The organism is Micromonospora sp. NPDC005173 (assembly GCF_040608515.1).
In the GTDB taxonomy this organism is placed as follows: Bacteria; Actinomycetota; Actinomycetes; order Mycobacteriales; family Micromonosporaceae; genus Micromonospora.
In genome coordinates, this window is the sequence record NZ_JBEXIK010000005.1 from 60,986 (window position 1) to 75,012 (window position 14,027).

Annotated in this window: 13 protein-coding genes; 8 read left to right on the forward strand and 5 right to left on the reverse strand. The window is 71.1% G+C overall.

The features are described 5' to 3' along the window. The first annotated feature begins 119 nt into the window (after positions 1–119). The 7 genes from ABZV00_RS09010 (at position 120) to ABZV00_RS09040 (ending at position 7,584) form a co-directional block, all read left to right on the forward strand. Complete coding sequence (locus tag ABZV00_RS09010) at positions 120–1,445, forward strand: ABC transporter substrate-binding protein (RefSeq protein WP_355603275.1); 1,326 nt, start codon at positions 120–122, stop codon at positions 1,443–1,445. Positions 1,446–1,466: 21 nt separating this feature from the next. Then, positions 1,467–2,423 carry a sugar ABC transporter permease gene (locus ABZV00_RS09015; RefSeq protein ID WP_328425149.1) on the forward strand — a complete coding sequence of 319 codons (957 nt, stop codon included), beginning with the start codon at positions 1,467–1,469 and terminating at the stop codon, positions 2,421–2,423. Further along, complete coding sequence (locus tag ABZV00_RS09020; protein ID WP_328425147.1) at positions 2,420–3,334, forward strand: carbohydrate ABC transporter permease; 915 nt, start codon at positions 2,420–2,422, stop codon at positions 3,332–3,334. The genes ABZV00_RS09015 and ABZV00_RS09020 overlap by 4 nt, the downstream gene beginning before the upstream one ends. Beyond that, the gene (locus tag ABZV00_RS09025) at positions 3,331–5,469 is read left to right on the forward strand and encodes an alpha-galactosidase (RefSeq protein ID WP_355603278.1); all 2,139 of its coding nucleotides are present in this window, start codon (positions 3,331–3,333) and stop codon (positions 5,467–5,469) included. Before ABZV00_RS09020 ends, ABZV00_RS09025 begins: the two co-directional genes overlap by 4 nt. 107 nt (positions 5,470–5,576) lie before the next feature. Continuing rightward, a complete protein-coding gene (locus tag ABZV00_RS09030; RefSeq protein WP_355603281.1) occupies positions 5,577–5,978 on the forward strand; it encodes a YciI family protein in 402 nt (133 codons plus the stop codon). 24 nt (positions 5,979–6,002) lie between these two features. Beyond that, a complete protein-coding gene (locus ABZV00_RS09035; RefSeq protein WP_355603715.1) occupies positions 6,003–7,256 on the forward strand; it encodes a sigma-70 family RNA polymerase sigma factor in 1,254 nt (417 codons plus the stop codon). Between the two features lie 7 nt (positions 7,257–7,263). Next, positions 7,264–7,584, forward strand: a complete 321-nt coding sequence (locus ABZV00_RS09040; RefSeq protein WP_328425142.1) for a multidrug efflux SMR transporter — start codon at positions 7,264–7,266, stop codon at positions 7,582–7,584. Positions 7,585–7,639: 55 nt separating this feature from the next. Here the strand turns inward: ABZV00_RS09040 and ABZV00_RS09045 are convergent, their stop codons facing one another. Further along, a complete protein-coding gene (locus ABZV00_RS09045) occupies positions 7,640–8,986 on the reverse strand; it encodes a cellulase family glycosylhydrolase (RefSeq protein WP_355603283.1) in 1,347 nt (448 codons plus the stop codon). Between the two features lie 377 nt (positions 8,987–9,363). Here ABZV00_RS09045 and ABZV00_RS09050 point away from each other — a divergent pair, with 377 nt between their 5' ends. Then, on the forward strand, positions 9,364–10,326 hold the full coding sequence (locus tag ABZV00_RS09050) for a TIGR03557 family F420-dependent LLM class oxidoreductase (protein WP_328425138.1): 963 nt from the start codon (positions 9,364–9,366) through the stop codon (positions 10,324–10,326). A 271-nt stretch (positions 10,327–10,597) separates the two neighbouring features. Here ABZV00_RS09050 and ABZV00_RS09055 read toward each other — a convergent pair whose 3' ends face one another. The 4 genes from ABZV00_RS09055 to ABZV00_RS09070 all read right to left on the reverse strand — a co-directional run bounded on the left by ABZV00_RS09055 (position 10,598) and on the right by ABZV00_RS09070 (position 14,021). Next, complete coding sequence (locus tag ABZV00_RS09055) at positions 10,598–11,749, reverse strand: hypothetical protein (protein WP_355603286.1); 1,152 nt, start codon at positions 11,747–11,749, stop codon at positions 10,598–10,600. Next, positions 11,746–12,270, reverse strand: a complete 525-nt coding sequence (locus ABZV00_RS09060; protein WP_355603289.1) for a SigE family RNA polymerase sigma factor — start codon at positions 12,268–12,270, stop codon at positions 11,746–11,748. Before ABZV00_RS09060 ends, ABZV00_RS09055 begins: the two co-directional genes overlap by 4 nt. 89 nt (positions 12,271–12,359) lie before the next feature. Beyond that, positions 12,360–13,145, reverse strand: coding sequence for a hypothetical protein (locus ABZV00_RS09065; protein ID WP_355603291.1), 786 nt, complete (start codon positions 13,143–13,145; stop codon positions 12,360–12,362). 60 nt (positions 13,146–13,205) lie between these two features. After that, the gene (locus ABZV00_RS09070; protein ID WP_355603294.1) at positions 13,206–14,021 is read right to left on the reverse strand and encodes an endonuclease/exonuclease/phosphatase family protein; all 816 of its coding nucleotides are present in this window, start codon (positions 14,019–14,021) and stop codon (positions 13,206–13,208) included. Between the last annotated feature and the right edge of the window lie 6 nt (positions 14,022–14,027).

Genomic DNA, 14,027 nt, shown 5'->3' on the forward strand with positions numbered 1-14,027 from the left:
TTCGTGTTTGCCAATGTGGATTCTCGTGGGATCCCGATGTGTATTCACGGCGCCGAACCTGCCTTCACCACCCCTGACGGCCCTTGGGCGTAGCACCTCTTCATTCGCAGGAGGCACAGATGTCCCGTCCCCGATCCCAAGCCGAGTACCTGGCTCGGCTCGTACCGTCCTCTGTCGCCGGCATCAACCGACGCTCGCTGCTGGCCGGCGCGGCCGGCACGGGCGCGCTGCTCGGCACCGGCCTGCTCGCCGGTTGCGGCGACGACTCCAGCGGGTCCGACTCGAAGGACGTGTCCCTCGGCTCGAACCAGTCCGACCCGAAACCGAAGGACGTCGTCGCCAAGGTCACGGACGGTTTCAAGACCTCGTCCGGCGTCCAGGTCGCGGTGAACACGGTCGACCACAACACGTTCCAGGAGAACATCAACAACTACCTGCAGGGCAAGCCGGACGACGTGTTCACCTGGTTCGCCGGCTACCGGATGCGCTTCTTCGCCCAGAAGGGCCTGGCCGGCGACATCAGCGACGTGTGGGGCAAGCTCTCGGGCTACTCCGACGCCTTCAAGAAGGCGTCCACCGGGGATGACGGCAAGCAATACTTCGTTCCGGCGTCGTATTACCCGTGGGCGGTCTTCTACCGCAAGTCGGTCTGGCAGCAGTACGGCTACCAGCAGCCGAAGACCCTCGACGAATTCACCACCCTCGCCGGCCAGATGAAGAAGGACGGCCTGACCCCGATCGCCTTCGCCGACAAGGACGGCTGGCCGGCGATGGGCACCTTCGACATCCTCAACCTGCGGATCAACGGCTACCAGTTCCACATCGACCTGATGGCCGGCAAGGAGGCCTGGACCTCCGACAAGGTCAAGAAGGTCTTCGACACCTGGGCCGGCCTGCTCCCCCTGCACCAGCCGGACAGCCTCGGCCGCACCTGGCAGGAGGCGGCGCAGTCGCTGCAGCAGAAGAAGAGCGGCATGTACCTGCTCGGTCTCTTCGTCGGCCAGCAGTTCAGCAACGAGGAGCAGAGCGACCTCGACTTCTTCACCTTCCCCGAGATCGACCCGGCGATCGGCGCCAAGGCGCTGGACGCACCGATCGACGGCTACATGATGGCCCGCAAGCCCAAGAACGAGGACAACGCCAGGAAGCTGCTGGAGTACCTCGGTGGCAAGGCTGCTGCGGACATCACGGTCAAGAACGACCCGGCCACCCTCGTCGCCAACAGCGGCGCGGACGTCAGCGGCTACACCGCGCTGCAGAAGAAGGCTGCCGAGTTGGTCGGGTCGGCCACCGAGATCGCCCAGTTCCTCGACCGGGACACCCGGCCGGACTTCGCCTCCACGGTGATCATCCCGGCGCTCCAGCAGTTCATCAAGGACCCCAAGGACATCGGCGGGCTCACCTCGAGCATCGAGAACCAGAAGAAGTCGATCTTCACTGACTGACGGCGGAAAGGGGAGGACATCGTGTCCGACCTGCCCCTGATCCAAGCGGATCGCGCCGTGCCGCCGCCGGCCGCGACCACCTCCAAGGGTGGTCGTCGCCGGCGGCTACGGCTCCTGTCCCGCACCGACCGCGTGGTCATCACGCTGATGGTGCTCGTCCCGCTGCTGCTCGTCACCGGGTTCGTCTGGCTGCCGGCGGTGGCCACCGTGCTGCTCTCCGGCACCAACTGGGACGGCATTGGCCCACTGAACGAGATCGAATTCGTCGGCGCCCGCAACTACAGCGACGTGGTGAACATCTACCCGCCGTTCGTGCCGGCGGTCCAGCACAACCTGCTCTGGCTGGCGGCGCTGTTCGTCGTCGCCACCCCGTTCGGCATGTTCCTTGCCGTCCTGCTCGACAAGGAGCTGCGGGGCAGCCGGTTCTACCAGACCGCGCTCTACCTGCCGGTGGTGCTCTCGCTGGCACTGATCGGCTTCGTCTGGCAGCTGCTCTACTCCCGCGACCAGGGTCTGATCAACGCGGTCTTCGGCAGCAACATCGACTGGTACGGCGACTCGAACGTCAACATCTGGGCGGTCATGGTCGCCTCCGGATGGCGGCACGTCGGCTACATCATGCTGCTGTACCTGGCCGGGCTGAAGGGCGTTGACCCGTCGCTGCGGGAGGCCGCCGCGGTCGACGGCGCCTCGGAGAGCCGGGCGTTCTTCCGGGTGGTGTTCCCGGTGATGCGGCCGATCAACATCATCGTCCTGGTGGTGACGGTCATCGAGTCGCTGCGCGCGTTCGACCTGGTCTGGGTGGTCAACAAGGGCCGCAACGGGTTGGAGCTGATCTCCGCGCTGGTCACCCAGAACGTGGTGGGTGAGGCGAGCCGGATCGGGTTCGGCTCGGCGCTGGCGACCATCATGCTGGTCGTCTCGCTCGTCTTCATCACCATCTACCTGGCGACCGTGATGAGGGAGAACCGGGAATGAGCACCGCGACCGCGACCCGGCGTACCGAAGGCGAAGCCGACGCCCCCGGCCGACGCCGCAAGCTGACCCCGCTGCGGCTGCTGCTGCACGGCTTCCTCATCGTCGTCTCGCTGACCTGGCTCTTCCCGATCGCCTGGGCGGTGCTGACGTCGCTGCGCTCCTACGAGTACACCGCCGCCAACGGCTACGTCTCGTTCGGCGGCTGGACCATCGACAACTACGTCACCGCCTGGCAGACGGCGGAGTTCGGTAAGCACTTCCTCAACTCGGTGTACATCACCGTGCCGGCAGTGCTGCTGACGCTCTTCCTCGCCTCGTGCGTGGCGTTCGTCATCGCCCGGTTCAGCTGGAAGCTCAACCTCGTGCTGCTCGGGGTGTTCACGGCAGCCAACCTGCTGCCCCAGCAGGCGCTGCTCATCCCCCTGTTCCGGCTGTTCACCGAGGTGCCGCTGCCGGAGTTCATGAGCGACTCGGAGCTGCTCTACGACAGCTACTGGGGGCTGATCCTGATCAACGTGGCCTTCCAGTGCGGGTTCTGCGTCTTCGTGCTCAGCAACTACATGAAGGCGCTGCCCCGCGACCTGTACGAGGCGGCGATGGTCGACGGGGCGAGCATCTGGCGGCAGTACTGGCAGGTCACCATGCCGCTGTGCCGGCCGGCCCTGGCGGCGCTGGCGACCCTGGAGGTGACCTGGATCTACAACGAGTTCTTCTGGGCCACCGTGCTGATGCGCACCGGCGACAAGTTCCCGGTGACCAGTTCGCTGAACAACCTGCGCGGTGAGTTCTTCACCGACAACAACCTGGTCTCGGCGGGCAGCGTGCTCGTCGCGATCCCCACCCTGGTGATCTTCTTTATGCTCCAGCGGCACTTCGTCCGGGGCCTGACCTTGGGAGCCTCCAAAGGATGACGATCCTGCACCTGCGCCGCGCGCGGACCAGCCTGGTGCTCGACGCGCGCGGCCCGGGGCTGCCCCGCATCGTGCACTGGGGCGGCGACGTCGGCGACCTCGACGACGACGGCCTGCGCCAGCTCGCCGACGCGACCGTACCGCCGGTGGTGCCGAGCAGCTTCGACGAGCCCACCGTGCTCTCCCTGCTGCCCGAGGCGAGCGCCGGCTGGAGCGGCCGGCCAGGGCTGGCCGGGCACCGCGACGGCACCGGCTGGTCCACGGCTTTCCGGCTGGACGGCGTCGACGTTGACCAGCCGGCCGACGAGGGCTCGGCACGGGTGGCCGTACGGGCCAGCGACCCGGCCGCCGAGCTGTCCCTGACCATCGAGATCGAGGTGGACCCGACCGGGTTGCTGCTGCTGCGCCACCGGCTGCGCAATGACGGCGACGGCGCGTACGAGCTGCGGGAGCTGGCCCCGGTGCTGCCGGTGCCGGCGGTCGCCACCGAACTGCTTGACCTGACCGGCCGGTGGTGCCGGGAACGGTCCCCGCAGCGGCACCCGTGGCAGCAGGGCAGTTGGGTCCGCGAGGGGCGGCACGGGCGTACCGGGCACGACGCCACCCTGCTGCTCGTGGCCGGCACCGCCGGGTTCGGCTTCGCCCACGGCGAGGTCTGGGCGGTGCACACCGCGTGGAGCGGCGACCACGTCACCTTCGCCGAGCGCCGCCCCACCGGCGAGTCGACCCTCGGCGGCGGCGAGCTGCTGGCCCCTGGCGAGATCCGGCTCGGCCCCGGCGAGTCGTACGCCACTCCCCTGCTCTACGCGGTCTGGTCCGACGCCGGGCTGGACGGGCTCAGCGACGTGCTGCACACCCACCTGCGCGCCCGGCCCGGTCACCCGCGTTCCCCCCGCCCGGTGACGCTCAACGTCTGGGAAGCGGTCTACTTCGACCACGACCTGGACCGGCTGTGTGCGCTCGCCGACCGGGCCGCGCAGATCGGCGTCGAGCGGTTCGTCCTCGACGACGGCTGGTTCCGCGGCCGGCGCGACGACACCGCCGGGCTCGGCGACTGGTTCATCGACGAGGGCGTCTGGCCCGACGGCCTGCAACCGCTGATCGACCACGTGACGGGCCGGGGCCTGGAGTTCGGCCTCTGGGTCGAGCCGGAGATGGTCAACCCGGACTCCGACCTGTTCCGCGCGCACGCCGACTGGCTGCTGGCCGTGCCGGGACGGCTGCCGCCGCTCTGGCGCAACCAGCAGGTGCTCGACCTGGGCCGCCCGGAGGCGTACGACTACCTGCTGGACCGGCTCGACAAGCTGCTCACCGAACACCCCGGCATCAGCTACCTCAAGTGGGACCACAACCGGGACCTCACCGAGGCCGGGCACCACGGCCGCCCCGGCGTGCACGAGCAGACCCTGGCCGTCTACCGGCTCCTCGACGAGTTGCGCAGCCGCCACCCCGGCGTGGAGATCGAGAGCTGCGCGTCCGGTGGCGCCCGGGTGGACCTGGCCATCCTGGCGCGCACCGACCGGGTGTGGGCCAGCGACTGCAACGACGCCCTGGAACGGCTCAGCATCCAGCGCTGGACCGGGCTGCTGCTGCCACCGGAGCTGGTCGGCACACACGTCGGGCCGGAACGCTCGCACACCACCAACCGGGTGCACGACCTCGGCTTCCGCGCGGCCACCGCGCTCTTCGGCCACCACGGCATCGAGTGGGACATCGCGTCGATCAGCGCCGCCGAGCAGACCGACCTGGCCGCCTGGGTGGCGCTGCACAAGCGGCTCCGGCCGCTGCTGCACGCCGGCCGCGTGGTCCGGGTCGACCACCCGGACCCGGCCGTCTGGGCGCACGGCGTGGTCGACCACGACGGCACCCACGCGGTGTACGCCGTCGCTCGGCTGGCCACCTCGGTGGCGCAGTCCCCCGGCGCGGTCCGGCTGCCCGGCCTGGACCCGGGCCGGCGTTACCTGGTCCGACCGGTGTCGGAGGTGCCGCCCCCGGCGACCATCGACCGGTCCGCGCCGGGCTGGCTGGCCACCGGCGTCACGCTCAGCGGGGCGGCACTGGCCCGGATGGGGGTGCAACTGCCCGCGTTGCACCCGGAGCAGAGCCTGGTCCTGGAGGTCATCGCCGCCGGCTGACAAGATTTCCGGAGATTCTTTGGGTCGGGGTGTCGAGAACGGTGCCGCCTGCTTCTACCTCAGGGTGAGAGCACCGAAGATGGTGCGCAGGCGTGAGGAGCGAAACCATGAAGTACATGTTGCTGATGCAGTTCAGCGCCGCCGGGACCGACTTCCCGGGCATCGACACCTGGAGCCCCGAGGAGATCCGGGCGCACATCGGCTTCATGCAGGAGGTCAACGACAAGCTCGTCAGCGACGGCGAGATGGTCGACGGCCAGGGGCTGGGCGGCCCGGCGCAGGTCCGGATCGTCCGCGCCGGGACCGACGGCGCGCCGGTGGTCACCGAGGGGCCGTTCGCCGAGACCAAGGAGTTCCTCGCCGGCTACTGGGTCGTCGACTGCGACACCCCGGACCGGGCTGTCCAGATCGCCGCGCACATCTCCACCGCACCCGGCCCCGGCGGCCGGCCGCTGAACATGCCGATCGAGGTGCACCCGGTGATGTCCGCCCCACCCGTGGAGTTGTGAGGGCTGACGACCACCGATCCCCGCATCGAGGACCTGCTGCGCGAGTTGGCGCCGCAGGTCCTCGGCGTGCTCGCCCGTCGGTTCGGGGACTTCGCCACCGCCGAGGACGCGGTGCAGGAGGCCCTGCTGGCCGCCGCCAACCAGTGGCCAACCGAGGGGACGCCGACGAACCCGCGCGGCTGGCTGATCCAGGTCGGCTACCGCCGGATGATCGAGCTGGTCCGCGGCGAGCAGGCCCGGCGTCGCCGGGAGGACCTGGTCGCCCAGCGGGACCCGTACGACCGACAGCACGCACCGGCGGCGGACGAGGAGCTGACCGCCGAGCGGGACGACACCCTGGTCCTGCTATTCCTCTGCTGCCACCCGGCGCTCGCCCCGGCGTCGGCCGTCGCACTGACCCTGCGCGCGGTCGGCGGGCTGAGCACCGCCGAGATCGCCCGTGCGTTCCTGGTGCCGGAGGCGACCATGGCGCAGCGGATCAGCCGGGCCAAGCAGCGCATCCGCTCCTCGGGGCTGCCGTTCCGGATGCCCGACGAGGCGGAACGGGCCGACCGGCTCGCCGCCGTGCGGCAGGTGCTCTACCTGATCTTCACCGAGGGGCACACCAGCACCGCCGGCCCGGACCTGCGCCGGGTCGACCTCGCGGTGGAGGCGATCCGGCTGACCCGCGCGTTGCACGCCCGGCTGCCCACCGACAGCGAGTCGGCTGGGCTGTTGGCGTTGATGCTGCTCACCGAGGCGCGCAGCCCGGCCCGCACGGGGCCCTCCGGCGAGCTGATCTCACTGGCCGATCAGGACCGCACCCGCTGGGATGCGGCGGCGATCGCCGAGGGCGTCGCGCTGGTCACCTGGGCGCTGCCGCGCGGGCCGGTCGGCCCGTACCAGGTGCAGGCCGCCATCGCCGCGCTGCATGACGAGGCGCCGAGCACCGGGGCGACCGACTGGCCGCAGATCCTGGCGCTCTACGAGGTGCTGGAGCGACTGTCCGGCAGCCCGGTGGTGTCCCTCAACCGGGCCGTGGCGACCGCCATGGTGCACGGGCCGGTGGCCGGCCTGGCCGCTCTCGACGCGCTGACCGACGACCCACGGCTGGCCGGGCACCACCGGTTGTCCGCCGCCCGCGCCCACCTGAACGAGATGGCCGGCGACCACGCTCGGGCGATCGCCGACTACCGGGCCGCCGCCGGGCGCACGAGCAGCCTGCCCGAGCAGCGCTACCTCACCATGCGGGCGGCCCGACTCGCCGCCGTGGCGCACCAACCCACCACGAAGGACTGAGGGCCGCATGGCGTACGTGTTGCTGGGGATCGCCATCGCCGCCGAGGTGCTGGCGACCAGCCTCCTCAAGACCACTGCCGGGTTCAGCCGGCTCTGGCCGACGGTGGCCTGCCTCGGCGGTTACGTCGTGGCGTTCATCCTGCTGGCCCAGGCGGTCAAGGAGATCCCGGTCGGGGTCGCGTACGCCCTCTGGTCGGGCCTGGGCACCGCCACCATCGTGGCGATCGGTGCGGTGTTCCTGGACGAGCCGGTCGGGCTGGCCAAGCTCGGCGGCATCGCGCTGATCATCGCCGGGGTGGTCATCGTGAACCTGGCCGGGGAGCACTGACCACGAGGGGTCGCGGTGGCCGGGCCCGTCGCGGGCCCGGCCACCTGCCCGTCGGTCAGCTCGCGGTGCAGCTCACCTCCGGCTTGGCGTTGCTGCCGGTCCAGCCGCCGATGAAGCCGAAGCTCGTGCTGGCGCCGGCGGCCAGCCGGCCGTTGTAGTCCACGTTGCGCGCGGTCACCGCGGCTCCGCTGCTGGTCAGCGTCACGTTCCAGGACTGGCTGACGCTCTGCCCGTTGGCGAAGGTCCACCGGGCGCTCCAGCCGGTGATCGCGGTCGCGCCGGCGGTAACCCGCACCTCACCCTGGAAGCCGCCCTGCCACTGGTTGACGATCGTGTACGTCGCGGTGCAGCCACCGGCCGGCGGCGGAGTGGTGGGTGGCGGGGTCGTGGGTGGCGGGGTCGTCGGCGGCGGGGTGCCGCCGAAGACCGTTGCCTCCCGGGCGGTCTGCCGGATGCCGTTGGCGCCGTTGAAGATCCGCTGGCCCCAACTGGTCAGGCTGGCCGGGTTGAAGGCGGTGGCCATGTCGAGATACTCCACCCCACCGCCGTTGCCGCTCCACGACCAGCCCAGCCAGCCGATCCCGTTGGCCTGGCTGTAGGCGAGGATGGTGTCCTCGTCCGGGTCGCCGTCGGAGTGGTTGAAGCCGAACTCGCCGACCACGATCGGCAGCCCCGCGGTGCGGAACCGGCCCAGGTAGTCGCTGATCTCCGCGGCGGTGTCGAAGACCCCGTACATGTGGATGGAGAAGACGGTGTTGCGGGCCGGGTCGGCGGCGAAGACCGAGGCGGCGTTGTCGCGCATGGTGAACGACCAGTCCTGCCCCCAGTTGGGCGCGTCCACCATGATCGTGTGGGTCAGCCCGGCGGCGCGCAGCCGCTTGATCGCGTTGGCGTTGTCGGTGGCCCAGGAGGCGTAGTTCTGGTTGCCGTACGGCTCGTTGCCGATGTTGACGATGACGTACTTCTCCTGGCCGGCGAGCACGTCGGCGATGCTGAGCCAGTAGTCGACGGCCCGATCGAGGGTGATCGCGCCGCTCTGCTCGCCGTAGCCGGTGGTGTCGTGCACCTCCAGCACGCAGATCAGCCGGTTGGCCTTGCACGTCGAGATGACGTTGGCCACGTCGGCGTTGGTGTTGCGGGTCCACCGGTCGCCGCTGGAGAGCACCACCCGCACGGTGTTCGCGCCGAGCGCCTTGACGTCGGCGAACGAACTGGTCTGCTGCGGGTACCAGGTGTGCGCGTGGTTGACCCCGCGCATGATGAATTCGGTGCCGTTGGCGTCGTACAGCTTGCCGCCCGCGACGGAGAAACCGGCCGCGGCGTGTGCCGGCTGGCCGAACGCCAGCACGGCGACGAGCAGCGCGAGCAGGGCCGCGCCGGCGGCGGAGAGTCGAGTCTTCATGGCCTTCCTCAGGGAGGACCCCCGGTGCCCGACAGGGGTGGGACGTGACAGGGGAAGGCGGCTGCAGCCCGACAGCCGCCGCCCGGATCCCGACGGCGCAGGCATCAGCGTAGGACGATGGATCGGTCGGCGCAACCGGTTCAGTGGCCGGATCCGGGCGGCAGACAGCCGTGACGGCCCACGCGGACGCGGGCCGTCACGGGGCGGTCATCCCCACCACAGGATGTACGCCACACCGGACTCTCTTAACCGGTTAAGAGCGACCGTAGGCAGGCCATCGTCATCCGTCAAGCGTTGTCCGTCGGAACCGGACGGGATGGTTGACCGCTGCCGACCGGGGTATCCCGGGAACGTCGCCGGTGGGAAGGGAAACCAGGATGGTCAGTGTCGGCTACACCCTGATGTGCGAGCAGTCCGGTCCGAAGCAGTTGATCGACCACGCGGTCCGGGCCGAGGCTGCTGGCTTCGACCAACTGGTGGTGTCCGATCACTACTCCCCCTGGCTGGACGCACAGGGCCACTCCCCGTACGCCTGGTCGGTGCTCGGCGCGGTCGCCCACGCCACCTCCCGCGCGGAGCTGATGTCCTTCGTGACCTGCCCGATCCGCCGCTACCACCCGGCCGTCGTGGCGCAGAAGGCCAGCACGATCGGGGCACTCTCGGACGGCCGGTTCACCCTCGGCCTGGGCGCCGGGGAGAACCTCAACGAGCACGTGGTCGGCGGCTGGCCACACGTGCAGCAGCGGCACGAGATGTTCGAGGAGGCGTTGCAGATCATCCGGCCGCTGCTCAACGGCGAGTCGCTGACCTTCTCCGGCAACCACTTCGACGTGCCCGACGCCTACGTCTGGGACCGCCCGGAACGGCCGGTTCCCATGGCCATCGCCGCCTCCGGCCGACAGTCCGCCACCCTGGCCGCCGAGTACGGCAACGGCCTCGTGGCCACCGAGCCCGACCGGCACATCATCGAGATGTACGACGACGCTGGCGGCGCCGGCCAACCCCGCTACGGGCAGGTGCCCATCTGCTACGGCCCGGACGAGGCGGAGTGCCGCAAGATCGTGCACGACCAGTTCCGCTGGTTCGGGTTGGGCTGGAAGGTCAACGCCGAACTGCCCGGCCCGGACTCCTTCGCCGCCGCCTCCCAGTTCGTCCGGGAGGAGGACGTCGCCGAGGGCATCTCCTGTGGCCCGGACGTGGACACGCACGTGGAGGCGTTCCGGAAGTTCGTCGACGCCGGCTTCACCCACGTGGCTATCGTCCAGGTCGGCGGAGAGACCCAGCCGATGTTCCTGGACTGGGCGCAGGAGGAGTTGCTGCCCCGGCTGCGCTCGCTGTGAGCACTGCGCAGTTTGGCTGGCGGGACCAGATGACCTGGCTCGTCTCGAACGCTCGGTTGGTCGTCGTCCCCGCACTCACGGACAGGTGAAACCTCATGCGCTTTGGCAACACGGAGATCCGGCCGTTCGGTGGAGGTCTCGGCTGCCTGCTGATGATCCTCGCATCGATCGTCGCGTCGGTGGTGCTCACCGTACTGCTCAATCTGGTGCTCTGAGCCGAGCCGGCGGTCCGGTGGCCGACCCGACGCCGGGTCGGCCACCGCATTCACCGCTAGAGCGGACGCCAGGACGCCGGGTCGTTCCAGCCCTCGGTCATCCGCATCGAGGCTGCCATTTCCAGGCCCCCGTCGCGGCCACCCACCGCGCTCGCGCCGGCCGGACTCTCCGTCGAGACCTCGGTGACACATCCCGAGCAGCCGGGCACCTGCGCCACCCGGAACACTCCGATGCCCGCGTCATCGCTCATCACCGACCCGACGCGGCCCGCCACCATCGTGCGGGACTCCTCGAAGTCGCTTCCGTCACCGGCGAAGGTCCCGTTGCTCACGCCGATGCTGAGGTCCTGACGGGGGCCTGGTCCACCCGTGCGGTAGTGGACGTGGACGTCCAGCCACTTTCCGTTGTACATCCGCAGCTCGGTGCCCTTCAGCGTGGCGCCGGCCGGTATGGCGACCGGCGCGAACGGGACGCTCACTCGCTGGGTCTCCCACACCAGCCCCGCCGCGATCTGGCGGCCGAGCTCCTCGGGATGGTCGACCTTCGACATGCGGATCGACATCCAGCCGTCCGGCGCGTACTGCCAGGAGAGCAGCGTCTCGCTGCCGTCGGTGTAGAGGAAGGCCGAGTGCCCGTCGACCGGTGCCACCGGCGTGCCGGGCAGGGCGACCGCCGGTGGCGGACCGTCCAACTCGCTCCGCTGCCGCTGGTTGGCGAAGAGATCGACCCCGCGCGCACCCAGCCGCACGGTCACCGACCGGCCCACGCCCATGATCGGCCCCGGCTCCACCGGCCCGCCGGGGCTGATCGCCTCGGGAACGCTCGCGTCCACCGCCAGGACCTTCAGATCCGTCCGGTACGACTGGCTGACCGCCTCGGCCGTCACCGACCCGAGCCGGAACAGCCGCAGCGTCGGATCGAATGCCTCCGGTGCCACCGTGGGCGGTCCCGCCGGGGCCGTCGCGGACGGCGACGGATCGTCCGCAGGCGACGGGTCCACCGACGGCCGGACACCGGCCAGCAGGGCGGCCGAGCCGAGCAACGCCAACACCGTGGCCGCCGCCCCGACCGCGGTCAACTGTCGGCGCCGGCGGACCGTCCGCTCGCCGTCGGCCAACGCCCTCTCCATCGACACCCCGCCGCCGGGCAGGTCGTCGGCCGCGCGCGCCAACAGGCTCCGCACGTCCGTCTCCTCCTGATCGATCACCGGGCCGCTCCCTTCGACTCCGCGTCCTGCGGCAACTGCCGGCGCAGCGCGGTCAGCCCCCGCGCGGTCTGACTCTTGACGTTTCCGGTCGAGCAGCCCAGCACCTCGGCGGTCTGCTCGACGCTCAGGTCGGCGTAGAACCTGAGCACCAGGACCACCCGCTGGCCGGGTGGCACCGCCGCCAGCGCGGCACGCACCGTCACGGCGTCCGCGGCGGCGTCACCGGGCCCGGACGGTGCCCCGCGGGGCACCGGCTCGGGTGTGCGGTCGAACAACTGGACGCCCCACCAGCGGGACCGTCGCTCCTGCTTGAACGCGTTGACCAGCATCCGATGGACGTACGCACCGAGGTTGTCGGCCTGCCGTACCCGGGGCCACTTCACGAAGAGCTGGGTGAGCGTCTGTTGCACCACGTCGTCGGCCCGGTGCCGGTCACCGGTCAACAGGTAGGCGGTGCGTCGCAGTTTCTCGGTCACTCCGGTGACGAACTCGACGTACTCGTGCCGTTGTGCGGCATGCATCAACCACTCCCGTTCCGGATTCCGACGCTGTCACCCTATGGATGGACGCGGATGGGGATCAGGTTGCACGCGCACCGGCGCGGCCGGCGTCAGCGGCGCAGGCCGAGGGCGGTGAGCACCTCGCGGGAGGCCAGCCGAGCCGGATCGAGCACCGAACGGCGGATCCAGCGGGCCACCGGTGACACGGTGGCCCGCAACGCCGCCCCGGCGCCACGCGCCACCGGCACGACGATGGCCGACCAGGCCCACCGCAGACCGCGCAGCAGCGGTCGGTACAGCAGCCGCAGCAACCACCCGGCCACCCGCCACGCCCCCACCACGGCGGCGACCACCAGCCGGCCGGCCGGCGCGAGCACCGTGCCCAGCCAGCGCAGCGGCCGTACCACCAGGTGCTCGACGAGCCAGACCAACGCCCGGCCGAACAGGACCAACGGCGGGCGGAGCACCACGCGGGCCACCCAGGCCATGGCGTGGCTGAGCCAGACCAGGGGGAGCCAGACGAACGTGCGGACGAGCCAGACCAGAGGGAGCCAGACCAACGTGCGGACGAGCCAGACCAGCGGGAGCCAGACCAACGTGCGGGCGAGCCAGACCAGCGGGACCCACAGGAGTCGGTGCAGCGCCCAGGCCAGCGGCGCCAGCAGCCAGCGGCGCAGGAACCGGCCGGTCGGGCCGAGCAGGTAGCGGTACAGCAGCCGGCCGGTGGCCGCGATCAGCTCCCAGAGCAGGCGTACCGGCAGCACCACGACCAGCGCCACACCGCGCGCGACGGCCGCGACGAGCGGAAGCTCGGCGGCGGCCGGCGGGTCGGCGGCCGGACCGGCCACAGTGGGCGCGCCGGGCAGCGGCGGGCGGACGGTCGAACGGTCGGTCACGGTGGGCACCGTAACGGGCCCGCGCCACGCCTGGGGTCCCGGTCGCACCTAGCGGACCGCTCAGCGTGGGGCTGGGTCCAGGTCCAGATCGGCCAGCAACGGATAGTGATCGGAGGCGGTGTCCGCCGCCCCGCCACGGATCACCCGGCAGTCCCGGACCCGCTCGGCCAGCGCCGGGGTCCCGAACAGGTAGTCCAGTCGCATCCCGGCGAACTCGGCCCCGCCGAACCGGGTGGGCACGGTGCGGCCGTCGGCCTCCGGTGCTCCGGCGGCGGCCGACGGCCAGAGGTCGACCAGGCCGGCGGCCAGCAGCCGGGCGACAGCGCGGGTGTCCACGGCGCCGCCGCCCCGCCGCAGGTGGCGCCGCCGGTAGAGAGCGGGCATCCCGGCCAGGCGCGCGGTGTGGTCGACGGTCGGGTCGAGCGAGTTGAGGTCACCGGCGACCAGCGTCAGTGGCCCCTGGGCGCGTCGCAGCGCGGCCACCAGCCAGTCGACCTCCACCCGCCGCCGTCCCCCGGAGTACGGGTAGAGGTGGGTGCCGAGCACGGTCAGCGGACCGGCCGAGGTGGCCACCACGACGCGGGCGGCGGCGTGGTGGAACGGCCGGCGCAGCGACCCCGCGGCGACGACCCGCAGCGGCGGCCGGACCAGCACCGCCACCGGCTGTCCGAAGCAGGACCGGGCCAGGTGGGGTGTCATCCCCACCCGACCCGCCACCTCGGCCAGGAGCCCGCCGCGGTCGAAGCCGCGCAGCTCCTGCAAGGCCAGCACGTCCGGCGCCTGCGCGGTGATCACCTCGACCAGCAGGTCCCACCGGTCGGAGCCACCCCGGTCCCGACCGCCGGTCCGGATGTTCCAGGTCATCACCCGCAGCACGGGACG